Origin of the sequence: Streptococcus constellatus subsp. constellatus (assembly GCF_023167545.1) — a bacterium.
In the GTDB taxonomy this organism is placed as follows: Bacteria; Bacillota; Bacilli; order Lactobacillales; family Streptococcaceae; genus Streptococcus; species Streptococcus constellatus.
This window is the reverse complement of sequence record NZ_AP014647.1, coordinates 1,437,038-1,459,824: the sequence shown is the minus strand read 5'-3', so window position 1 is coordinate 1,459,824 and position 22,787 is coordinate 1,437,038. Positions and strand designations below refer to the sequence as shown.

Here is a 22,787-nt window from a genome sequence, read left to right as displayed (position 1 = left end):
TGTCGCCATAACTATGAGGAAAAAAGATGACATTTTCAAGTGAAGAAGAACAAATTAAAAGATTTGACGAGGATATGGTGGCACAAGACTATATTGCCGTTTTACGGGCGTTGATTGCTAAAAAATCAATCTTTGCCCAACAGGTTGGTCTACAAGAAGTTGCTGCTTATCTAAAAGAAATCTTTATCAAAGCCGGTGCAGAGGTGGAATTAGATGAAAGCTATACAGCGCCATTTGTGATAGCAAAATTTAAAAGTCAGAATCCAACAGCTAAGACAATTATTTTTTACAACCACTATGATACAGTTCCGGCAGATAGTGATCAAATTTGGACAGATGATCCGTTCACTCTATCTATTCGGGATGGTAGTATGTATGGTCGTGGAGTCGATGATGACAAAGGGCATATTATTGCACGTTTGACGGCTGTTCAAAAATACCTACAAACGCATGATGACTTGCCTGTTACTGTCATTTTTATCATGGAAGGTGCGGAGGAATCAGCTTCGGTTGATTTGGAGAAATATCTAGAGAAACACAAATTTCTTCTACATGGAGCAGACCTGTTGGTTTGGGAACAAGGCATTAAAAATTCTTTAGGTCAACTTGAAATTTCTGGTGGAAATAAGGGAATTGTCACGTTTGATATCAAGGTTAAAAGTGCAGAAGTGGACATTCACTCCAGTTTTGGTGGCGTGATTGATTCAGCTTCTTGGTACTTGATTAATGCCCTTACTAGTTTGAGAAATAAGGATGGACGCATTAAAGTAGAGGGACTTTATGAACAAGTAATGACACCCAATCAACGAGAATTGGCTTTGGTGGAGAGATACGCTCAGCGCAGTCCAGAAGAAGTAGAAACCATTTACGGTTTGAAATTACCTTTATTACAAGCGGAGAAAAAAGATTTTTTAAATCGAATCTTCTTTGAACCTTCTATTAACATTGAAGGGATTACTTCTGGTTATCAGGGGCAGGGGGTGAAAACTATCCTTCCTGCAGAGGCTTCAGCAAAAGTAGAAGTTCGTTTAGTTCCAGGACTAGAACCTCATAGAGTATTAGAATTAATCCGAGAACAACTCGATAAAAATGGTTTTGATAAGGTAGAATTAGTCTATACTTTGGGCGAAATGAGTTATCGTAGTGATATGAGCGCGCCACCGATTTTAAAGGTTATTGAACTGGCTAAGAAATTTTATCCAGAAGGTGTTTCTGTTTTGCCTACAACCGCAGGAACCGGTCCCATGCACACTGTTTTTGAAGCACTTGAAGTGCCGATGGTCGCTTTTGGACTTGGTAATGCAAATAGTCGTGACCATGGTGGTGATGAGAATGTACGCATTTCAGATTATTACACCCATATTGAATTAGTAGAGGAGCTGATTGCAAGTTATGAGTAAAGAAATGATTCAGTTAGATCATATTGATGTAACTTTTCAACAAAAGAAACGTCAGATTCAAGCAGTTAAAGATGTGACACTTCATATTCAAGAAAGAGATATTTATGGAATTGTTGGCTATTCTGGAGCTGGGAAATCAACCTTGGTTCGTGTTATTAACCTACTGCAAGTTCCAACGAATGGGAAAATTATTGTAGATGGGGATGTTCTTTTTGACAATAAAGTAACTCTGACAGCAGAACAACTGCGTCGCAAACGTCAAGATATTGGCATGATTTTCCAACATTTTAATTTGATGAGTCAATTAACAGCGGAAGAAAATGTTGCGTTTGCGTTGAAACATTCTGGCTTATCAAAAGAAGAAAAGAAAGAGAAAGTACATACGTTGTTGGAGCTCGTTGGCTTAGCAGATCGCGCTGAAAATTATCCCTCTCAGCTTTCTGGAGGGCAAAAACAACGGGTTGCAATCGCGCGTGCCTTGGCAAATGACCCCAAAATCTTGATTTCGGATGAATCAACTTCTTCTCTAGATCCCAAAACAACTAAACAAATCCTCACATTGTTACAAGATTTGAATCAAAAGCTCGGATTAACGATTGTTTTGATTACTCATGAGATGCAAATTATCAAAGATATCGCTAATTGTGTTGCTGTTATGCAAGATGGTCAATTGATTGAAGAAGGTTCTGTCTTGGATATTTTCTCTAATCCTCAGCAAGATTTAACCAAAGACTTTATCTCCACTGCAACAGGGATTGATGAAGCTATGGACAAGATTGAACAGCAAGAGATTGTCAAACATTTAGCCTCAAATAGCCTATTAGTACAAATGAAGTATGCGGGAACCTCTACAGATGAACCCTTGCTGAATGAGATTTACAAACATCATCAAGTTACTGCCAACATACTTTATGGAAATATTGAAATTTTAGGGGGAACACCTGTCGGAGAACTGGTCGTTGTTTTATCTGGTCAAAAGGAAAATCTAGTAGCGGCTAAAACAGCTATTTGTGAAGCTGGGGTTCAATTAACGGTATTGAAGGGAGAAGCATAGATGGAAAACTTTATTCAAACATACTTGCCGAATGTTTATCGAATGGGGTGGAGTGGTCAAGCTGGCTGGGGAACAGCTATTTACTTGACATTATATATGACAGTCACTTCTTTTATTATTGGTGGATTATTAGGGTTAATTGCTGGGCTTTTTCTTGTTTTGACTGCTCCGGGAGGAGTCTTGGAAAATAAAGTAGTTTTTTGGGTTTTAGATAAAATCACGTCAATCTTTCGCGCAATTCCATTTATTATTTTGTTAGCCGTTCTTTCTCCGTTTTCCCATTTGATTGTAGGAACTAGCATTGGACCAAATGCAGCTATCGTACCACTTTCTTTTGCTGTATTTGCTTTCTTTGCTCGTCAAGTTCAGGTTGTTCTCGCCGAATTAGATGCTGGTGTGATTGAAGCTGCTCAAGCTAGTGGAGCGACTTTCAGTGATCTAGTAGGTGTCTATCTACGCGAAGGTCTGCCAGATTTGATTCGTGTGACGACTGTGACTCTCATTTCTCTGATTGGGGAAACAGCCATGGCCGGTGCTGTCGGAGCCGGCGGGATTGGCAATGTTGCTATTGCTTATGGTTTCAATCGTTATAACAATGATGTCACTATTTTAGCAACAGTGATTATCATTATTCTTATCTTTACTATCCAGTTTGCTGGTGATTTTTTGACTAGAAAGTTAAGTCATAAATAGACAACTAAATATGATTGTTAAAGATAAACAATAAATATATGAAGAAATGATATAAAAATTCTATGATAATAGGCACTACACCCTCAAAATGAGACATAAGAAAACCACTTCTGCTGAAATCTAGGAAACTAGAAACAGGAGTGTTTTATTATGCTCAAAAAAACCTATTCAGTGGAAACTAAGTTAGCCTGTATCGAAATGAAGAAGGCAGGTAAGTCTAACAAGGTCATTACGGCAAAGGTCTGGAGGAGCTATCTGAAGTAGAACAACTACGACTACAGGTACAACTCTTAAAAAAGTATCGGAGCTTGGTCAGGCAATCGCAGAGGGTCAGCGGTTCGGTCCTGTTTCGGCGTCAAACGCTCAACTTTCTACCGTTGGAAAGCAAGAGGCAAAAAACTTGAGAAGAGAAACGAGGTTGTAGAAAAAATCGAGCAACTCTGTATGGAACATCATTTTATCTATGGCTATCGTACTATTACACGACTACTTAAGAAAATCCATGGACTAATCGTTAATCGCAAGAAAGTCTATCGAATTATGAAGGAGAATAGTTGGCTCTGTCGTGCACGTCCTAAGAAGGTGGCAAATATAGGTCAGCCTTACTATGTGACAGAGAATAAGCTAGATCGTGATTTCTAAGTAGAAAAGCCACTGGAGAAGCTAGTCACAGACATTACCTACCTCTACTTTGTCTACCTATCTTCCGTCATGGATCTCTACAATCGTGAGATGGTAGCTTACACCATTTCAGATTGTCAAGATACTGACTTTGTATTGGATACGCTCAATCAATTGGAATTGCCTAAGGGAAACAAAAATGCGACTCAGCAACAAGTCGCATTTATTGAAAATTGGATGAATAACTATCCAAAGAGAGTATTAGATTACAAATCTCCTAGACTGGTTTTATAAGAGGGGCAAACTTAGACTTGAATTTTGGCACAGGGAAAAAAGCTAGAGGAAAATAAAAAAAGATGAAAAAAAGTATTGACAAGAAGAGGAGGAGGTGATATACTAAGATAGTTGTCGCTTGAGGGCGATAAAGACCTTTGAAAACTGAACAAGACGAACCAATGTGCAGGCGACTGTTGAGAGACAGTCCGTCAAACAAAAGAAAAATAAATCTGTCAGTGACAGAAATGAGTGAGAGCTCAAACTTTATATGAGAGTTTGATCCTGGCTCAGGACGAACGCTGGCGGCGTGCCTAATACATGCAAGTAGAACGCACAGGATGCACCGTAGTTTACTACACCGTATTCTGTGAGTTGCGAACGGGTGAGTAACGCGTAGGTAACCTGCCTGGTAGCGGGGGATAACTATTGGAAACGATAGCTAATACCGCATAAGAACATTTACTGCATGGTAGATGTTTAAAAGGTGCAAGAGCATCACTACCAGATGGACCTGCGTTGTATTAGCTAGTTGGTGAGGTAACGGCTCACCAAGGCAACGATACATAGCCGACCTGAGAGGGTGATCGGCCACACTGGGACTGAGACACGGCCCAGACTCCTACGGGAGGCAGCAGTAGGGAATCTTCGGCAATGGGGGGAACCCTGACCGAGCAACGCCGCGTGAGTGAAGAAGGTTTTCGGATCGTAAAGCTCTGTTGTTAAGGAAGAACGTGTGTGAGAGTGGAAAGTTCACACAGTGACGGTACTTAACCAGAAAGGGACGGCTAACTACGTGCCAGCAGCCGCGGTAATACGTAGGTCCCGAGCGTTGTCCGGATTTATTGGGCGTAAAGCGAGCGCAGGCGGTTAGATAAGTCTGAAGTGAAAGGCAGTGGCTCAACCATTGTAGGCTTTGGAAACTGTTTAACTTGAGTGCAGAAGGGGAGAGTGGAATTCCATGTGTAGCGGTGAAATGCGTAGATATATGGAGGAACACCGGTGGCGAAAGCGGCTCTCTGGTCTGTAACTGACGCTGAGGCTCGAAAGCGTGGGGAGCGAACAGGATTAGATACCCTGGTAGTCCACGCCGTAAACGATGAGTGCTAGGTGTTAGGTCCTTTCCGGGACTTAGTGCCGCAGCTAACGCATTAAGCACTCCGCCTGGGGAGTACGACCGCAAGGTTGAAACTCAAAGGAATTGACGGGGGCCCGCACAAGCGGTGGAGCATGTGGTTTAATTCGAAGCAACGCGAAGAACCTTACCAGGTCTTGACATCCCTCTGACCACTCTAGAGATAGAGTTTCCCTTCGGGGCAGAGGTGACAGGTGGTGCATGGTTGTCGTCAGCTCGTGTCGTGAGATGTTGGGTTAAGTCCCGCAACGAGCGCAACCCTTATTGTTAGTTGCCATCATTCAGTTGGGCACTCTAGCGAGACTGCCGGTAATAAACCGGAGGAAGGTGGGGATGACGTCAAATCATCATGCCCCTTATGACCTGGGCTACACACGTGCTACAATGGCTGGTACAACGAGTCGCAAGCCGGTGACGGCAAGCTAATCTCTGAAAGCCAGTCTCAGTTCGGATTGTAGGCTGCAACTCGCCTACATGAAGTCGGAATCGCTAGTAATCGCGGATCAGCACGCCGCGGTGAATACGTTCCCGGGCCTTGTACACACCGCCCGTCACACCACGAGAGTTTGTAACACCCGAAGTCGGTGAGGTAACCGTAAGGAGCCAGCCGCCTAAGGTGGGATAGATGATTGGGGTGAAGTCGTAACAAGGTAGCCGTATCGGAAGGTGCGGCTGGATCACCTCCTTTCTAAGGAAAAATCGGAAGCCATTGAGTTCGTTTTGTTTAGTTTTGAGAGGTCTTGTGGGGCCTTAGCTCAGCTGGGAGAGCGCCTGCTTTGCACGCAGGAGGTCAGCGGTTCGATCCCGCTAGGCTCCATTATCTAGGATGCAAAGAAATGAGATTCTTGTTCAACTAGATAAGATAGGATAGGTGTTCAACGGGTAAAGAAGTTGAACACGAACCTAATTAGCCCATTGAAAATTGAATAACGATATCAAATAGTAACAAGAAAATAAACCGAAACGCTGTGAATATTAATGAGTTTATGACTGAAAGGTCAAAATAAGGTTAAGTTAGTAAGGGCGCACGGTGGATGCCTTGGCACTAGGAGCCGAAGAAGGACGTGACAAACGACGAAATGCCTTGGGGAGCTGTAAGTAAGCGTAGATCCAGGGATGTCCGAATGGGGGAACCCAACAGGTACTACCTGTTACCCATATCTGTTAAGGATATGAGGAGGAAGACGCAGTGAACTGAAACATCTAAGTAGCTGCAGGAAGAGAAAGCAAAAGCGATTGCCTAAGTAGCGGCGAGCGAAAGGGCAGGAGGGCAAACCGAAGAGTTTACTCTTCGGGGTTGTAGGACTGCGAAGTGGACGTAAAGATTATAGAAGAAGACCTTGGGAAAGGTTGCCAGAGAGAGTAAGAGCCTCGTATTTAAAATAGTCTTTATACCTAGCAGGATCCTGAGTACGGCGAGACACGTGGAATCTCGTCGGAATCTGGGAGGACCATCTCCCAACCCTAAATACTCCCTAGTGACCGATAGTGAACCAGTACCGTGAGGGAAAGGTGAAAAGCACCCCGGGAGGGGAGTGAAAGAGAACCTGAAACCGTGTGCCTACAACAAGTTCGAGCCCGTTAATGGGTGAGAGCGTGCCTTTTGTAGAATGAACCGGCGAGTTACGTTATGATGCGAGGTTAAGTTGAAGAGACGGAGCCGTAGGGAAACCGAGTCTGAAAAGGGCGACTTAGTATCATGATGTAGACCCGAAACCATGTGACCTACCCATGAGCAGGTTGAAGGTGCGGTAAAACGCACTGGAGGACCGAACCAGGGCACGTTGAAAAGTGCTTGGATGACTTGTGGGTAGCGGAGAAATTCCAAACGAACTTGGAGATAGCTGGTTCTCTCCGAAATAGCTTTAGGGCTAGCGTCGACATGAAGATTCTTGGAGGTAGAGCACTGTTTGGGTGAGGGGTCCATCCCGGATTACCAATCTCAGATAAACTCCGAATGCCAAAGAATTATGGTCGGCAGTCAGACTGCGAGTGCTAAGATCCGTAGTCGAAAGGGAAACAGCCCAGACCACCAGCTAAGGTCCCCAAATAATTGTTAAGTGGAAAAGGATGTGGGGTTGCACAGACAACTAGGATGTTAGCTTAGAAGCAGCTATTCATTCAAAGAGTGCGTAATAGCTCACTAGTCGAGTGACCCTGCGCCGAAAATGTACCGGGGCTAAAACAATTTACCGAAGCTGTGGATACCTTTATAGGTATGGTAGGAGAGCGTTCTATGTGTGGCGAAGGTGTACCGTGAGGAGCACTGGAACGCATAGAAGTGAGAATGCCGGTATGAGTAGCGCAAGATGGGTGAGAATCCCATCCACCGTAAGACTAAGGTTTCCAGGGGAAGGCTCGTCCGCCCTGGGTTAGTCGGGACCTAAGGAGAGACCGAAAGGTGTATCCGATGGCCAACAGGTAGAGATTCCTGTACTAGAGTATAGAGTGAAGGAGGGACGCAGAAGGCTAACTCAAGCGTGCGAATGGAAGAGCACGTCTAAGCAGTGAGGCGTGGTATGAGTCAAATGCTTATATCTGTAACGTTGAGCTGTGATGGGGAGCGAAGTTTAGTAGCGAAGTGAGTGATGTCACCCTGCCAAGAAAAGCTTCTAGCATTAATCTATATTCTACCCGTACCGCAAACCGACACAGGTAGTCGAGGCGAGTAGCCTCAGGTGAGCGAGAGAACTCTCGTTAAGGAACTCGGCAAAATGACCCCGTAACTTCGGGAGAAGGGGTGCTCAGTTTAACTGAGCCGCAGTGAATAGGCCCAAGCAACTGTTTATCAAAAACACAGCTCTCTGCTAAATCGTAAGATGATGTATAGGGGGTGACGCCTGCCCGGTGCTGGAAGGTTAAGAGGAGTGCTTAGCGGTAACGCGAAGGTATGAATTGAAGCCCCAGTAAACGGCGGCCGTAACTATAACGGTCCTAAGGTAGCGAAATTCCTTGTCGGGTAAGTTCCGACCCGCACGAAAGGCGTAATGATTTGGGCACTGTCTCAACGAGAGACTCGGTGAAATTTTAGTACCTGTGAAGATGCAGGTTACCCGCGACAGGACGGAAAGACCCCATGGAGCTTTACTGCAGTTTGATATTGAGTGTCTGTACCACATGTACAGGATAGGTAGGAGCCAATGAGATCGGGACGCCAGTTTCGATGGAGGCGATGTTGGGATACTACCCTTGTGTTATGGCCACTCTAACCCGGTAGGTTGATCATCTACGGAGACAGTGTCTGACGGGCAGTTTGACTGGGGCGGTCGCCTCCTAAAGAGTAACGGAGGCGCCCAAAGGTTCCCTCAGATTGGTTGGAAATCAATCGTAGAGTGTAAAGGTAGAAGGGAGCTTGACTGCGAGAGCTACAACTCGAGCAGGGACGAAAGTCGGGCTTAGTGATCCGGTGGTACCGTATGGAAGGGCCATCGCTCAACGGATAAAAGCTACCCTGGGGATAACAGGCTTATCTCCCCCAAGAGTTCACATCGACGGGGAGGTTTGGCACCTCGATGTCGGCTCGTCGCATCCTGGGGCTGTAGTCGGTCCCAAGGGTTGGGCTGTTCGCCCATTAAAGCGGCACGCGAGCTGGGTTCAGAACGTCGTGAGACAGTTCGGTCCCTATCCGTCGCGGGCGAAGGAAATTTGAGAGGATCTGCTCCTAGTACGAGAGGACCAGAGTGGACTTACCGCTGGTGTACCAGTTGTTCTGCCAAGAGCATCGCTGGGTAGCTATGTAGGGAAGGGATAAACGCTGAAAGCATCTAAGTGTGAAACCCACCTCAAGATGAGATTTCCCATGATTTTATATCAGTAAGAGCCCTGAGAGAAGATCAGGTAGATAGGTTAGGAGTGGAAGTTGTGTGAGCAATGGAGCGGACTAATACTAATAGCTCGAGGACTTATCCTAGATTAGTTACTAAGGGTGTAAAATCCACTTGAGAAATAGGGAATGGGAGTAGTGTTCGATGAACACCAGACCATTTATCTTTTTTCCAAGGATTTAACCCGAGTACAATTTTATTGAGAACACAGAATGTTTAGTTTATGCTTGAAACGATTTGAGAGCGTTATTCAATTTTGAGTGGACGAAATATCCAGTGGATGTTTTGGCTTGGGAGATAGAGGAAGCGAAGCTTTTGACCGAGTCCATTCATATAGTTAAGTGACGATAGCCTAGGAGATACACCTGTACCCATGCCGAACACAGCAGTTAAGCCCTAGAACGCCGGAAGTAGTTGGGGGTTGCCCCCTGTGAGATAAGGTAGTCGCTTAGCAAAGGGGAGTTTAGCTTAGTTGAAATGGAGAGGGAATCGACATTTCAATCGGTGGATAAGAGAAACGAAGTTTCTCACCGTTGGCTGAGCTAAACTCCATTCCAAGGGAGTTTAGCTCAGCTGGGAGAGCATCTGCCTTACAAGCAGAGGGTCAGCGGTTCGATCCCGTTAACTCCCATAATTCTAGAAAGAATAGGTCCCGTAGTGTAGCGGTTATCACGTCGCCCTGTCACGGCGAAGATCGCGGGTTCGATTCCCGTCGGGACCGTTTTGGTGTATAGAGATACATTAGAGAGACTCGTTAGCTCAGTTGGTAGAGCATTTGACTTTTAATCAAAGGGTCACTGGTTCGAGCCCAGTACGGGTCATAGTCACAGGCGGGTGTGGCGGAATTGGCAGACGCACCAGATTTAGGATCTGGCGCTTAACGGCGTGGGGGTTCAAGTCCCTTCACCCGCATAGAAGATAAGCCGGCTTAGCTCAGTTGGTAGAGCATCTGATTTGTAATCAGAGGGTCGCGTGTTCAAGTCATGTAGCCGGCATAAGAAGAAAAGGATGCGAACGTAGTTCAGTGGTAGAACATCACCTTGCCAAGGTGGGGGTCGCGGGTTCGAACCCCGTCGTTCGCTTGAGGGAGCCGGGGTGGCGGAACTGGCAGACGCACAGGACTTAAAATCCTGCGATTGGAAGCAATCGTACCGGTTCGATTCCGGTCCTCGGCATAGGAAAGAGCACCCTTAGCTCAACTGGATAGAGTACCTGACTACGAATCAGGCGGTTAGAGGTTCGACTCCTCTAGGGTGCATAAAAAGGTTTGACTTTTTTAATATTTTTGGTATAATGAACATATATATTCAATAGTTAGAGCACCCTTAGCTCAACTGGATAGAGTACCTGACTACGAATCAGGCGGTTAGAGGTTCGACTCCTCTAGGGTGCATAGGGAAGAAGTCTGAGGGCTTCGGTTTTTCTACCTATACGGGAAGTAGCTCAGCTTGGTAGAGTACTTGGTTTGGGACCAAGGTGTCGCAGGTTCGAATCCTGTCTTCCCGATATTTTATTCGATATTAGCTTAAATAAATGTTAGTTTTTAACATCTGGAGAGAATAAGTTTATTCTCTCCTTTTTTCGACTTAATATAAATTGTAGTATTGAAAGCGGGAGAAGTATTTTGCTTTTCTCTTTTATATGTAAATGCTACTGGCTTATTTATTATCAACCTCTTGAATCATATGTTACATTCTGGAGAGGTGTGAAATTTTATAAATATTAGGTTAGAAATTATTATGTTTTGCTGGTAATGTTATCTTCTAATATTTGAGATTTGTATCAACTTTGAATTGGAATGGCATTTCTTGTCAAAATAATTATTTTATATTTAGTCATTTGCTAAGATGGGCGAATAACTATAGATAGTATTTATTGATGTGATAAAAAAATAGATATGGATAAGAAATTTAATTTGTGTTATGATAGAAGTGTGATGAAGGAGAGAAGATGTATAATAATTTACTTGTACTACAATCAGATTTCGGTTTGGTAGATGGGGCTGTATCGGCGATGGTCGGTGTGGCGTTAGAAGAATCTCCAACTTTAAAAATACATCATTTGACCCATGATATTACGCCTTACAATATTTTTGAGGGAAGTTATCGTTTGTTTCAAACGGTGAATTATTGGCCGGAGGGAACAACTTTTGTATCAGTTGTGGATCCGGGTGTTGGCTCTAAGCGCAAAAGTGTGGTTGCCAAAACTGTACAAAATCAGTATATTGTCACGCCAAATAATGGGACACTTTCTTTTATCAAGAAACATGTGGGAATTGTTGCGATTCGTGAGATTTCGGAGGTGGAAAACCGACGAAAAAATACGGAGCATTCTTATACGTTTCATGGTCGGGATGTTTATGCTTATACAGGGGCAAAACTAGCTAGTGGACATATTACTTTTGAGGAGGTAGGACCTGAACTAGATACTGAGGATATCATGGAAATTCCTGTTGTGGAAACGACAATTGGGAATGATTTTGTTAGTGGGGCTATTGATATTTTAGATGTTCGTTTTGGGTCACTGTGGACTTCTATTAGGCGTGAGGAATTTTATACTCTAAGTCCTGAATTTGGTGATCGGTTTGAGGTCACGATTTACAATAATGATATGCTGGTCTATCAGAATCAGGTGACTTATGGGAAATCTTTTGCGGATGTCCGGATTGGTCAGCCAATTTTGTATATCAATTCTCTTTATCGTGTTGGTCTGGCTATCAATCAAGGTTCTTTTGCAAAGGCCTATAATGTAGGAGTCGGAGCGCAATGGAGTATTGAAATCAAACGGATTGAAAAATAATAAAGGAGGTTGTTATGAAAAATAATTCAATAAGAAGTGTTGTCGCAACGGGGATTGGAGCAGCTCTCTTTGTTGTTATTGGAATGATTAGTATTCCAACACCTGTTCCAAATACTAGTATTCAATTGCAGTATGCTTTGCAAGCCTTGTTTAGTGTAATTTTCGGACCTGTCGTTGGATTTTTGACGGGCTTTGTCGGTCATGCACTAAAGGATTCATTGCAATATGGGAATCCTTGGTGGTCATGGGTCATTGCCAGTGGTTTGTTTGGTTTGATTGTTGGGCTATTTCGAAAACGGATTCGTGCTACGCAAGGGATTTTTGAGGTAAAAGATATTATATCTTTTAATGTGATTCAAGTATTAGCTAATGCAATAGTATGGGTTGTTATTGCCCCATTAGGGGATATTTTGATTTACAATGAGCCTGTCAATAAGGTTTTGGTACAAGGTGTTGTTGCAACGATTTCTAATGGCTTAACTGTTGCTGTTGCAGGAACAGTGCTTTTGCTGGCCTATGCTCGTACACAAACCAAATCGGGAAGTTTGAAAAAGGATTAGTTATATTTGAGGGCTCAGAAAGAATAATCTGAGCTTTTTTATTTTAAGGCCATAAAAAATGTACAAAATGTTATTTATATATTGCATTTTATAAAATATAATGTATAATAGTAGTAAAGAAAGAGTTAAAATTTATGAAAAATGATAAAAAAACAGTCGGAGCGGTTTACATGATATGGCTGTTGCTAGGAATAACATTGTTATTAGTGGGACTAACTCAGAAAAATCGGACGTTCATAGTTATAGGTTTTAGTAATATAATTTTGGGTTTCACCTTGTATGCGGCAAAGAAAAAAAGTGATTTTAGTCAAGAGGATAAAGAGAATGACGAAAAACCTTAAATTAAAAATAGCTCGGGTTGAGCATGATTTGACCCAAGGAGATTTGGCCGATGCAATTGGTGTAACAAGACAAACGATTGGTCTGATTGAAGCAGGTAAGTATAATCCTAGCCTCGGTTTATGCATTGCAATTTGTAAACGATTGGGTAAAACATTAGATCAATTATTTTGGGAGGAAAATAAAAATAAAAATGAAAATTGAAAAGAAACGAGTCTTTCAAGATGAGCGAACGATACAGATGGAACAAAAATTAGGTAATGAGATTGCTTTTTTAGCGGTTATCTTGTTGTTGACATCTATCTTTATTAAAATGACATTTTTACATCTATCAATTGCAGCGTATCTACCGGAAATTGTGATAATAGTAGGAATGGAGCTTTATGCGCTTATTCGTTCTTGGAAGCTTGGTTTGGCAATTCGTCAGTATGATTCAGAAAATGGATTGAAGAGTCGTTTAGTAAACGGATTTACGGTGACATTCATTATTTTATCTGCTTCTTTTGTTGGCAAGTTCTCTAAAATACAGCTATATTTGAATCAGCACTCAATTTTAAAATTTTTAGTTATTCTAGTGACGATTGCTTTGGTTTCTTGTCTTTTGGATAGAGGAGTTGATTGGTTGAATATCAAACGCCAGAGACAATTGGAAAAAGAATTAGAAGAATAGCAAAGGAGAGCAAATGAAATTCATTAAACATCAGATTTTGGATGAGCGAGAAGTGCAATTAATCAATAAGGCTGGGACGGAAGCATTTAGTTTGCTGATGATTAGTAATTTTATCTTTTATATTGGAAGTGTCTTTGTCCATTCAGGGGAAATCTATGCGCAGTTATTCTTATTTTCGAGTATTATTGCATTTCTTTACTTTTTGGAGCGTTGTCGGCGGTTAGGTGCTAATTATTTTAATAGTTTTACCTTTACTATTTGGGGTGTGATTGCCATGACAGCTTTTGTGACTGTCATGATCCTAGTTCAAAATTTCCAAGTCAATCAGGCTATTTATCAGAACAATCCGTTTCATGCCAAGCTTTTATTAACTATCCCAATTACATTTTTGCTGTATCTCCCTATCATGTTGGTGATTAATCTGCTACTAGAGATTATTGGTAAATGGCAGAAGGCGCGATTTGAGAAATATTTATCGGAGCTAGAAGATTAGAAGATGAATCTTGAAAGGAGGATTGTCATGAGCAAAATAAAGGATTATTTTAGTGGCGAAAAAGACGAGCGTATTCGGCAAGGGACATACAAGGCTGAAGCCTATGCGTTTCGAGTTTTACTTGTCATTTTAGGCATTGGAATTGCTATCAAGTTTTTCCTGTTTAACTTTTCAATAGAATCTTATGTGGATGAATTGCTAGCTATTCTGATTAGCGGTGGAATTTACTTCTTTGTGATGAGGAAAGAAAAAATTGTTGAAAAGAAGAAGCTAGGAATACTCATGACTTTATTCCAAGCATTCTGTTTGACAGTTTTGAGTGGTTATTATCACTATCATTTTGGTGTATTGCACTATAAAACTCGTCCGACAAATGATTTCATTCTGTTTCTATTTGGCAGTTTTATCACATATTTGGTTGCGCTAGGAATATTTAATGGGTTTGTAAATACATACAATCAATCTCGTCAACATAAGATTGATAAGGAAATTGAAGATTCTGAATGAGATAGAAGTAAAGTGCCCCTATATGTTAGGAGAGGTTGGGTTTTATCCAACCTCTTTTTCTATTTAATAAATGTGAAATGCGTTTTGAGGAATCCGTCTGCCCCTCAGATACAATGACTTAAATTCGATTTACGTCATCTGCCCCTCGGCCAGCGCGAACGAATTTTAGTTCACCTTGTCGACTGAATTGCTAGTGTCAATAACTATTAGTTCACTCGGTCATCTGGGTCGATATAGTTATTCTTTTGTATCAACGATGTTGGGAAATGAGTCTCATTTTGCTGGGGAGGTTCATTTTCATTTTAAAGGGTTTGTAGAAATTCCAAGGGGGTCACAATTGATTTTCATCTTATTTCTTTTGTGCTACAATAGAATGAGTATATATGGGAGGAGCAGTGGATGATTTTAGAGGAATTTGATAACAATCGCAGAGCGATTATCAATCCAGAAGATTTGATTGAGGCATTGCCAGGTTTTCCTGAGACAGTAGTATCTTGTTTTGCTCATGCAACTTTTGAACGCATGTTGGCTGATTTTCAGCATGATCTGTTGACCTCTACCTCTATGGCAAATATTGAGATTCCAATTTACAGGATTGTTGTAAAAGGTACACCGATTGCTCTATTTAATGCACCGGTTGGTGCGTCAGCTTGTGTCGCTATTCTGGAAGATTTGATTGCCTTCGGGATGAAAAAATTGGTCTTATTTGGAACATGTGGTGTTTTAGATGAAGCTATTAGGGAAACGTCCATCATTGTACCTCAGATGGCTATTCGTGATGAAGGAACTAGTTACCATTATCTGCCAGCTTCTGATGAGATAGAGGTGAATGTTGGCCTGCACGATTTTTTAACATCATTTTTGACTGACAAGGGAATTTCTCATACAGTTGGAAAAGTTTGGACGACAGATGGCATTTATCGAGAGACTGCAGAAAAATTGTATAAGCGTAAAAAAGCAGGAGCCATTTGTGTAGATATGGAATGTTCAGCAGTTGCAGCTCTAGCAAATTTTCGTAAAATCTCGATTTGCCATTTCTTTTATGCAGCGGATCATTTATCAGAAGAGGCTTGGGATATGCGTAATCTTGCAAATCATGCAGATTTAGATGAAAAAGACAAAGTAGCTAACTTGGCAATACAAATTGCCCTTGCTTTATAAAGAAGAATGTGATGGAAAAACCAATTATTCAATTTGAAAATTTTAATTTTCAGTATCAAGTACAGACAGAACCAACATTAAAAAATGTTGATTTGACAATTTATGAGGGAGAAAAAGTCCTGATTGTGGGGCCTTCTGGTTGTGGTAAATCGACGCTTGGCCAGTGCTTGAATGGAATTATCCCCAATATTTATCATGGAGAAATGACAGGAAGTTTATTGATTCAAGGAAAGTCTGTCTTTGATAGGAGCGTCTATGAACTGTCAAATCTCGTGAGTACAGTTTTGCAGGATACAGACGGTCAGTTTATCGGGTTGAGCGTTGCAGAAGATTTAGCATTTGCTTTGGAAAACGACATGGTGGATTTGCCAACGATGAGAGATAGGGTACATTTGTGGGCTGAGAAATTGGAGCTACTGTCGCTCTTACATCAGCGTCCTCAAGATTTGTCTGGTGGGCAGAAACAGCGGGTCAGTTTAGCTGGGGTGTTGATTGATGAAAGTCCGATTTTATTGTTCGATGAGCCTTTGGCAAACCTAGATCCTAAATCAGGGCAGGATACAATTGAGCTGATTGACCAAATTCATGCGGAAGCAGGAACGACGACGATTATCATTGAACATCGTTTGGAAGATGTGCTTTATCGAGCGATTGATCGAATTGTGCTCATCAATGATGGCCGAATTTTGTTTAATGGTAGTCCAGATGATTTGTTGCATACGGATTTACTAGCTGCCAATGGTATTCGTGAACCTCTTTATCTTACAACGCTGCGCCAGCTTGGCTTTCATGTGAAAGATGCTACACAGTTGGCAACTTTAGATCAGATAGACGTATCTTCTATTCAGTTTTTGGGAGAGTTGGTTCCTATTCAACAACCACAGGTGCAAGATTACTTGCTAGAATTGAAAAACGTTCAATTTGCTTATGGGGAGAAAAAAGTTTTAAAGGATATTCATCTAGCAATCTCTAGAGGGGAAAAGATTGCGATCGTTGGAAAAAATGGTGCAGGAAAATCCACGTTAGCAAAAGCGCTTTGTCAATTCATTGAAACGGAAGGAAGCTATACTTGGCAGGGAAAAGACATCAAAAATGACTCTATCAAGGAGCGGGCAGAGCGGATTGGTTATGTGTTACAAAATCCAAATCAGATGATTTCAACAACCATGATTTTTGATGAAGTTGCCTTGGGATTGAAGCTACGTGGCGTTGCAGAAGAAGAAATAAAAAAGCGAGTCTTAACTGTACTAAAAACTTGTGGTCTATATGAATTTCGACATTGGCCTATTTCTGCTTTGTCCTTTGGGCAAAAAAAGCGTGTGACCATTGCTTCCATTTTAGTGTTAAATCCAGAGATTATTCTTTTAGATGAGCCAACAGCTGGGCAAGACCAACATAATTATACAGAAATCATGAATTTTTTGGACGAGTTGAATCAAAAAGGCCACACTATTGTGATGATTACACACGATATGCAATTAATGCTGGATTATTCTGAACGTGCGATTGTCATGCTGGATGGACATATCTTAGCAGATAAAGCCCCTGCAGAAGTTCTGACAGATAAGAAGTTGATTCAGGCGGCAAATCTGAAAGAAACATCAATTTTTTCTTTGGCTGAAAAACTAGAAGTAGACCCGCTAGCTTTGACTGAATTTTACATGCGAGAAAGGGAAAAAAGTCATGCTTAATCAACAAAAACTAATCGGTTACCATGCGGGTACGACCTTTCTTCATCGCTTATCGGGTGCTAGTAAATTGTTGTTTTTCATTTTAGTATCAACTACAGCAATGATTAGCTATGATACACGTTTATTATTGGTCATTGCGGTTGGATCGCTCTTTTTATTCAAAGTGTCTCATATCCATTTTAAGGATGTATCATTTATTTTGATCTTTGCTGGTCTTTTTGCTGCTTTGAATCTCATCATGGTCTACCTGTTTGCACCTCAGTATGGAGTAGAGATTTATGGAGAACAGACAGTTTGGCTAAGTGGACTAGGTAGTTACACTGTAACTGCTCAGGAAATATTTTATCTATTTAATTTATTTTTGAAATATCTCTGCACTATTCCTTTGGCGGTTATTTTTCTGATGACAACTCACCCAAGTCAGTTTGCCTCTAGCATGAATCAAATCGGAATACCCTATAAAATAGCTTATTCAGTTAGCTTAACGCTGCGATATATTCCGGATTTGCAAGAGGAGTTTTACTTGATTAGAATGTCCCAAGAAGCGCGTGGATTAGAATTGTCAAAAAAAGCAAAGTTCAGTCAGCGAATCAAAGGCAATTTGCAAATTATTGTTCCCTTGATTTTTAGTTCGCTGGAACGGATTGATACGATTGCGACAGCTATGGAATTGCGGCGTTTTGGCAAAAATAAGAAGCGGACATGGTACACTTATCAGGCTTTTCAGAGGTTGGATATTGAAGTAATTGTACTGGCTGGTTTATTTTTATTATTCAGTCTATTACTCTTTGTCGTGAATCACGGTCGATTTTACAATCCTTGGTTATAAATGAGAATGAAAATACATATAGGAGGAAGAAGATGATTGCATTGGTAACAGGAGCTTCGGCTGGTTTTGGACAAGCTATTTGTCGCCGTTTGGTGGCAGAAGGCCATCAAGTGATTGGCGCAGCAAGAAGATCAGAAAAATTAGCGCAACTTCAGCAGGAATTGGGCTTTGCAAACTTTTACCCGCTTCAAATGGATGTATCGGATGTGAAAAATATAGATCAGGCTTTAGAAAATTTGCCAGAGGCTTGGCAAAAGATTGATATTTTGGTCAACAATGCAGGTTTGGCATTGGGTTTAGATAAGGCTTATGAAGCAGATATGCAAGATTGGCTGACAATGATTCAGACTAATGTTGTTGGTTTGGTTTATCTAACACGCCAGATTATACCACAAATGGTAGAGCGGGATAGTGGGCTTATTATCAACCTTGGTTCAACTGCTGGGACAGTCCCTTATCCGGGAGCTAATGTGTATGGAGCTAGTAAAGCATTCGTAAAACAGTTTTCTTTGAATTTACGTGCTGATTTGGCTGGACATCATATTCGTGTAACCAATATTGAACCCGGTCTTTGTGAAGGCACAGAATTTTCAACTGTTCGGTTTAAGGGAGATAAGCAACGATCTGAAAAATTGTATGAAGGAGCTCATGCTATTCAGCCGGTAGATATTGCCAATACTGTTGCTTGGATTGTTGGGCAACCTCCTCATGTCAATATTAACCGAATTGAGCTCATGCCTGTTTCACAAACATTTGGTCCACAACCCGTTTTTCGAGAAGAATAGATAGATGGGGAATAAATGATGGAAATAAATCTTTTATTCTCAATTGATGATCACTATATAGAGCCGTTTAAAACGACCTTATATTCAGTGTATCAGAATACACCGTCAGCTTTGCTGCATGTGTTTGTCTTGCAGAAACAATTGTTAAAAAAGCATGCAGAGATTGAGAGCTTTTGAAGATGCCCCAAGCGCTGATCGGTATCCAGAGACAATTTACTATCGTTTGTTGGCTCATGAATATCTCCCTAAGGATTTAGACAAAATTCTATATTTGAATACCGATATTTTATGTTTGAATGATATTTTTCCACTTTATAAAATGGAGTTAGGTGCTGCTTTATATGCTGCAGCTAGTCATGGTTCAGATACTAACATGACAGATTTAGTCAATAAGCTACGCTTACAAAATTTTGAGGCAGAAAGTTACTATAATTCAGGAGTTTTACTCATGAATTTGACAGCAATTCGACAAAAAGTGAAGCGTGACGCTATTTTAGATGATATTGCTCAAAATCGTTTTAAACTTTTTTTACCAGACCAAGATGTACTAAATGCTTTGTACGGGCATTTGACACTCCAGATTCCAGATGAATTATATAATTACGATGTACGCTATAATGTTCTTTATTACGCTAGAAATAAGGGAGAGTGGGATTTAGATTGGGTTATAAAACATACTGTTTTTCTTCACTTTTGTGGCCTAGATAAGCCTTGGCGGAAAGATTACCACGGCCACTATGCCGCACTTTATAAGCATGTCCAGCATTGTTGTAGAAAAGTGGACTAAATTGGATATAATAAAGAAGAGTCTGAGACAAAATAGTTCTCAGTCACAAAAAAGCTAGAGATTCCCAATTATGGAACTCTAGCTTTTTAAGTTTGAGTCGTTCTCTTATTGTATTTAAGGAGATTATTGGCCATGAGCACTAAACCCATGTCAATTTTCACCTGACGCTTGCCTCTTAGGTTACATCTCTTGTAACCCAAATAAGCCTTTATCTGCCCAAAGACAGGTTCCACATCAATCTTACGTTGATTGAAAATCTGTCTACCTTCGGGAGATAAAAGCGCTTGGCATTCTTTAGCTTTTAAGTGTTGATAACGTTCGTTGATATATAGTCCCTTTTGAGGGGCTGATTTAGGTTCATCAGCGTAGTAAACCTTGATTTCCTGTTGAAAGTCCGTCTGTGTTTTCTGATGTTTGATATGATGAAAACGATAGCACCAGCCATCAGGATGAGTGTAGCTATCCTCCTTGTCATCATAGTACCAATTCGCTAAGTTTCTAGCCGACTGTTTATACCCTTTCTTCTGTTCCTGATCAAACATGGCATATTTAATCAGATGGTTCACCTCATTTTCATCTAAACGAAGGAGGTTCTCTTCACTTCCATAGCCGGCATCTGCGACAACGGTCTTCAAGTCATGTGGATAAGTTTCAAGGAATGGCAGGAGAGTCTTGGTATCTGTCGGATTTGAGAAGACATCATAATGAAGAACAAATTGATTTTCAGTAGCGATTTGAAGATTGTAAGCAGCCTTGAGTTGACCATTCTTCATGTGGTCTTCTTTCATCCGCATAAAAGTGGCATCTGTATCTGTTTTGGAAAAGCTGTTACGCCCTTCAAATGTCTCTTGGTAGCCTTCATATTTTTCAGCACGTACTGAAAAATCATCCTTGACTTTACGCAGGACTTTCTTGAGTTTCCGACGTTGAGTTTTACGTTCATCCTTTCCTTTAACGGGTGTCTCCTCAATGTCTTGGTTCAGTTTTTCCAATTCTTCTTCGAGGACTTGAGCGAATTCAATCAACTGCTCTGAAGCAATCGGTTCTTCTTCGTCCAGCCTAATGGCCTGATGGATAAGGGGAGTGATTTCTTCTTGAAAATAGACCTGTATCTGTTCTTGAAGTTTGACGGAAAACTTGTCTGTGGCCTTTTTCCACACGAAACTATACTTGTTAGCGTTGGCTTCAATCTTAGTCCCGTCAATAAACAGACAATCTAAGGTCACTAACTCTTCCATTTTTAAACGAAGATTGAGGTCAATGAAAAGATCACGAATGAGGTCTTCCATCCCTTTAGCGACTCGAAATCGATTGATAGTGCGGTAGCTGACAACCAACTGTCCTGTTAGGTACTGCATAGCCAGATTTTCAATCATCATTTTTTCGATTTTTCGTCCAGAGAAAATCCCTTGCGAGTAGGCAAATAGTAGAGCGGCTAAAAGCATTTTAGGGTGATAAGACGGGCGACCAAAGTTATGATAGAACGTGTGGAAGTGACGATCCTCCAAGGCATTCACCACTTTTTCAATAGTAAAGACGAGATGGTCTTGTGGCAAGAAAGAACTGATTTCTAGTGGTAAAGTTGTTTGATTTGTGTTATAGTGAATATGCATGGGATAGCCTTTCTAAATGGTTTATTGGGCAATTCTATTTTACCAAGACTATCGCAACCATGCAAAAAGCAACGGCAAATCCGTTGCTTTTTTTGTAGCAAAGGGACTATTGTCCCAGACTCGTTTCGTTTTATAAGGGGCGTTTATTAGGAATTCCTGCTTTGCGAGGGTATTTATTGGGAGTTTCTTTTTTCTTATCAACAATAGTGATATAGCGTGGGTCGCCATTTGGAAGTTGATAGCTACTATTTTCTTTGACTTTGCTAAATAGAAGTTTGAGAGCATCGTTAGCCTCCGTTAATTCCTCAGGGGCATTAGTAGCTTTGAGTGCTAAAAGACGTCCACCAACTTTCAGAAAAGGAATGGTTAGTTCGGCTAAGATTTGCATACGGGCAACGGCGCGCGCAGTTACAATATCAAATTGGGCGCGGAAGTCTTTATCTTGAGCAAAATCTTCTGCCCGACCATGATAGAAATGAACTTTTTCCAAATCTAATTCGTCAGCCAAATGATTTAAAAATAGAATGCGCTTGTTTAGAGAATCAATAACCGTCACATCTAACGCTGGATAGAGGATTTTCATAGGGAGGCTAGGAAAACCTGCCCCAGCTCCAATATCCAATAGTTTGATATTTTGGTTTTTAATCCGTCCCTGCAAAATGGGTGCAATGGAGTCATAGAAATGCTTGAGATACACTTCTTTTTTTTCAGTGATAGCTGTCAGATTGATTTTTTTATTCCATTCAACGAGCAGTTCAAAATAGCGTTCAAACTGCATCTGTTGTCGGTCCGTGAGTTCAATCTGTTGCTGTTTTAAAAGTTGATAAAATTCTTCGGGTGTCATCATTTGTCCTTACTTGTATCTTCTTGCTTCTATTATACCAGATAATCAGAAGAGAATCTTTAAAATTTCTCTTTTGAAGAAGTCAAAATGTTTATTATTTTCATTTTTCTGGTATAATATCTATAATAAATTAAAAGGAGAATGACTATGTGGATAATTATTTTAGCTATTGTAGTGGTACTAGTGCTGTTTGTAATTGCTAGTTACAATGGTCTTGTCAAAAGTCGTATGCAAACCAAAGAAGCATGGAGTCAGATTGATGTTCAATTGAAACGTCGAAATGACTTGCTACCAAACTTGATTGAAACGGTCAAAGGGTATGCCAAATATGAAGCATCAACGTTTGAAAAAGTAACAGAACTGCGTCGGCAGGTGGCTGCTGCAACAACTCCAGCAGAAGCTATGAAAGCAAGTGATGCCTTGACGCGTCAGATTTCAGGAATTTTTGCTGTTGCAGAAAATTACCCAGAATTGCAAGCAAGTACAAATTTTGTAAAATTGCAAGAAGAATTAACTAATACTGAAAATAAAATTTCGTATTCGCGTCAACTTTATAATAGCGTAACAAGCAATTATAATGTGAAGTTAGAAACATTTCCAAGTAATATTATTGCTGGAATGTTCAGTTTTAAGCCAGCAGATTTCTTGGCTGTTCCAGAGGAAGAAAAATCCGTACCAAAAGTTGATTTTAGCGGTTTAGGTGACTAAT

Annotated in this window: 18 protein-coding genes, 11 tRNA genes, 3 rRNA genes and 2 pseudogenes; 32 read left to right on the top strand and 2 right to left on the bottom strand. The window is 41.0% G+C overall.

Annotated elements, in window-relative coordinates; all coding sequences use genetic code 11:
• Window positions 1–26 precede the first annotated feature (26 nt).
• The 31 genes and pseudogenes from SCSC_RS07185 to SCSC_RS07035 all read left to right on the top strand — a co-directional run bounded on the left by SCSC_RS07185 (window position 27) and on the right by SCSC_RS07035 (window position 19,621).
• Complete coding sequence (locus SCSC_RS07185; protein ID WP_006270269.1) at window positions 27–1,400, top strand: M20/M25/M40 family metallo-hydrolase; 1,374 nt, start codon at window positions 27–29, stop codon at window positions 1,398–1,400.
• Window positions 1,393–2,454, top strand: a complete 1,062-nt coding sequence (locus tag SCSC_RS07180) for a methionine ABC transporter ATP-binding protein (protein ID WP_006270278.1) — start codon at window positions 1,393–1,395, stop codon at window positions 2,452–2,454. The genes SCSC_RS07185 and SCSC_RS07180 overlap by 8 nt, the downstream gene beginning before the upstream one ends.
• Window positions 2,455–3,147, top strand: coding sequence for a methionine ABC transporter permease (locus tag SCSC_RS07175; protein WP_006270229.1), 693 nt, complete (start codon window positions 2,455–2,457; stop codon window positions 3,145–3,147). It abuts the gene before it with no gap.
• Window positions 3,148–3,447: 300 nt separating this feature from the next.
• The gene (locus tag SCSC_RS09440) at window positions 3,448–3,789 is read left to right on the top strand and encodes an IS3 family transposase (protein ID WP_037567728.1); all 342 of its coding nucleotides are present in this window, start codon (window positions 3,448–3,450) and stop codon (window positions 3,787–3,789) included.
• A 159-nt stretch (window positions 3,790–3,948) separates the two neighbouring features.
• Window positions 3,949–4,062, top strand: a pseudogene (locus tag SCSC_RS07165) (IS30 family transposase); the annotation flags it as partial.
• Between the two features lie 246 nt (window positions 4,063–4,308).
• Window positions 4,309–5,864: ribosomal RNA gene (locus SCSC_RS07160) — 16S ribosomal RNA — on the top strand.
• Window positions 5,865–5,920: 56 nt separating this feature from the next.
• Window positions 5,921–5,993: transfer RNA gene (locus SCSC_RS07155), tRNA-Ala, on the top strand.
• 190 nt (window positions 5,994–6,183) lie between these two features.
• Window positions 6,184–9,086, top strand: a 23S ribosomal RNA gene (locus SCSC_RS07150).
• 251 nt (window positions 9,087–9,337) lie between these two features.
• Window positions 9,338–9,453, top strand: a 5S ribosomal RNA gene (gene rrf, locus SCSC_RS07145).
• Together the 16S, 23S and 5S rRNA genes with 11 tRNA genes alongside form the textbook arrangement of a ribosomal RNA operon.
• A 105-nt stretch (window positions 9,454–9,558) precedes the next feature.
• Window positions 9,559–9,631 (top strand) — tRNA-Val (locus SCSC_RS07140).
• Between the two features lie 17 nt (window positions 9,632–9,648).
• Window positions 9,649–9,721 (top strand) — tRNA-Asp (locus SCSC_RS07135).
• A gap of 27 nt (window positions 9,722–9,748) precedes the next feature.
• Window positions 9,749–9,821: transfer RNA gene (locus tag SCSC_RS07130), tRNA-Lys, on the top strand.
• A 9-nt stretch (window positions 9,822–9,830) separates the two neighbouring features.
• Window positions 9,831–9,912 (top strand) — tRNA-Leu (locus SCSC_RS07125).
• Between the two features lie 10 nt (window positions 9,913–9,922).
• Window positions 9,923–9,995: transfer RNA gene (locus SCSC_RS07120), tRNA-Thr, on the top strand.
• Window positions 9,996–10,010: 15 nt separating this feature from the next.
• A tRNA-Gly gene (locus SCSC_RS07115) sits at window positions 10,011–10,082 on the top strand.
• 7 nt (window positions 10,083–10,089) lie between these two features.
• Window positions 10,090–10,175 (top strand) — tRNA-Leu (locus SCSC_RS07110).
• A gap of 9 nt (window positions 10,176–10,184) precedes the next feature.
• Window positions 10,185–10,258 (top strand) — tRNA-Arg (locus SCSC_RS07105).
• Between the two features lie 61 nt (window positions 10,259–10,319).
• A tRNA-Arg gene (locus SCSC_RS07100) sits at window positions 10,320–10,393 on the top strand.
• 39 nt (window positions 10,394–10,432) lie between these two features.
• Window positions 10,433–10,506 (top strand) — tRNA-Pro (locus tag SCSC_RS07095).
• A 444-nt stretch (window positions 10,507–10,950) separates the two neighbouring features.
• Window positions 10,951–11,799, top strand: a complete 849-nt coding sequence (locus SCSC_RS07090) for an SAM hydrolase/SAM-dependent halogenase family protein (protein ID WP_006270191.1) — start codon at window positions 10,951–10,953, stop codon at window positions 11,797–11,799.
• A gap of 14 nt (window positions 11,800–11,813) precedes the next feature.
• Window positions 11,814–12,359 carry an ECF-type riboflavin transporter substrate-binding protein gene (locus SCSC_RS07085; protein ID WP_006270195.1) on the top strand — a complete coding sequence of 182 codons (546 nt, stop codon included), beginning with the start codon at window positions 11,814–11,816 and terminating at the stop codon, window positions 12,357–12,359.
• 134 nt (window positions 12,360–12,493) lie between these two features.
• Complete coding sequence (locus tag SCSC_RS07080; RefSeq protein WP_006270197.1) at window positions 12,494–12,700, top strand: hypothetical protein; 207 nt, start codon at window positions 12,494–12,496, stop codon at window positions 12,698–12,700.
• Entirely contained in the window at window positions 12,684–12,902 is a 219-nt protein-coding gene (locus tag SCSC_RS07075; RefSeq protein ID WP_006270186.1) for a helix-turn-helix transcriptional regulator, read from the top strand. Before SCSC_RS07080 ends, SCSC_RS07075 begins: the two co-directional genes overlap by 17 nt.
• Window positions 12,892–13,368 (top strand): DUF6773 family protein, encoded by a 477-nt coding sequence (locus tag SCSC_RS07070; RefSeq protein WP_006270196.1) that lies wholly within the window; start codon window positions 12,892–12,894, stop codon window positions 13,366–13,368. The genes SCSC_RS07075 and SCSC_RS07070 overlap by 11 nt, the downstream gene beginning before the upstream one ends.
• Before the next feature lie 13 nt (window positions 13,369–13,381).
• Window positions 13,382–13,861, top strand: coding sequence for a DUF6773 family protein (locus tag SCSC_RS07065; RefSeq protein ID WP_006270193.1), 480 nt, complete (start codon window positions 13,382–13,384; stop codon window positions 13,859–13,861).
• Between the two features lie 27 nt (window positions 13,862–13,888).
• Window positions 13,889–14,368: a DUF6773 family protein gene (locus SCSC_RS07060; protein WP_006270192.1), complete on the top strand. Its 480-nt coding sequence runs from the start codon at window positions 13,889–13,891 to the stop codon at window positions 14,366–14,368.
• Window positions 14,369–14,767: 399 nt separating this feature from the next.
• Window positions 14,768–15,529 carry a nucleoside phosphorylase gene (locus SCSC_RS07055; RefSeq protein WP_006270187.1) on the top strand — a complete coding sequence of 254 codons (762 nt, stop codon included), beginning with the start codon at window positions 14,768–14,770 and terminating at the stop codon, window positions 15,527–15,529.
• A gap of 11 nt (window positions 15,530–15,540) precedes the next feature.
• Window positions 15,541–17,220 (top strand): ABC transporter ATP-binding protein, encoded by a 1,680-nt coding sequence (locus SCSC_RS07050; protein WP_006270189.1) that lies wholly within the window; start codon window positions 15,541–15,543, stop codon window positions 17,218–17,220.
• On the top strand, window positions 17,213–18,049 hold the full coding sequence (locus SCSC_RS07045; RefSeq protein WP_006270185.1) for an energy-coupling factor transporter transmembrane component T family protein: 837 nt from the start codon (window positions 17,213–17,215) through the stop codon (window positions 18,047–18,049). Before SCSC_RS07050 ends, SCSC_RS07045 begins: the two co-directional genes overlap by 8 nt.
• Window positions 18,050–18,081: 32 nt before the next feature.
• Window positions 18,082–18,834 (top strand): SDR family oxidoreductase, encoded by a 753-nt coding sequence (locus tag SCSC_RS07040; RefSeq protein ID WP_006270188.1) that lies wholly within the window; start codon window positions 18,082–18,084, stop codon window positions 18,832–18,834.
• A 15-nt stretch (window positions 18,835–18,849) separates the two neighbouring features.
• Window positions 18,850–19,621 (top strand): annotated as a pseudogene (locus SCSC_RS07035) (glycosyltransferase family 8 protein).
• 86 nt (window positions 19,622–19,707) lie between these two features.
• Here SCSC_RS07035 and SCSC_RS07030 read toward each other — a convergent pair.
• The gene (locus SCSC_RS07030; RefSeq protein WP_115342911.1) at window positions 19,708–21,234 is read right to left on the bottom strand and encodes an IS1182 family transposase; all 1,527 of its coding nucleotides are present in this window, start codon (window positions 21,232–21,234) and stop codon (window positions 19,708–19,710) included.
• A gap of 130 nt (window positions 21,235–21,364) precedes the next feature.
• On the bottom strand, window positions 21,365–22,078 hold the full coding sequence (rsmG, locus tag SCSC_RS07025) for a 16S rRNA (guanine(527)-N(7))-methyltransferase RsmG (RefSeq protein ID WP_006270458.1): 714 nt from the start codon (window positions 22,076–22,078) through the stop codon (window positions 21,365–21,367).
• A 147-nt stretch (window positions 22,079–22,225) separates the two neighbouring features.
• Between rsmG and SCSC_RS07020 the strand changes: the two genes are divergently transcribed.
• Window positions 22,226–22,786 (top strand): LemA family protein, encoded by a 561-nt coding sequence (locus SCSC_RS07020; protein WP_006270461.1) that lies wholly within the window; start codon window positions 22,226–22,228, stop codon window positions 22,784–22,786.
• Window position 22,787 lies beyond the last annotated feature (1 nt).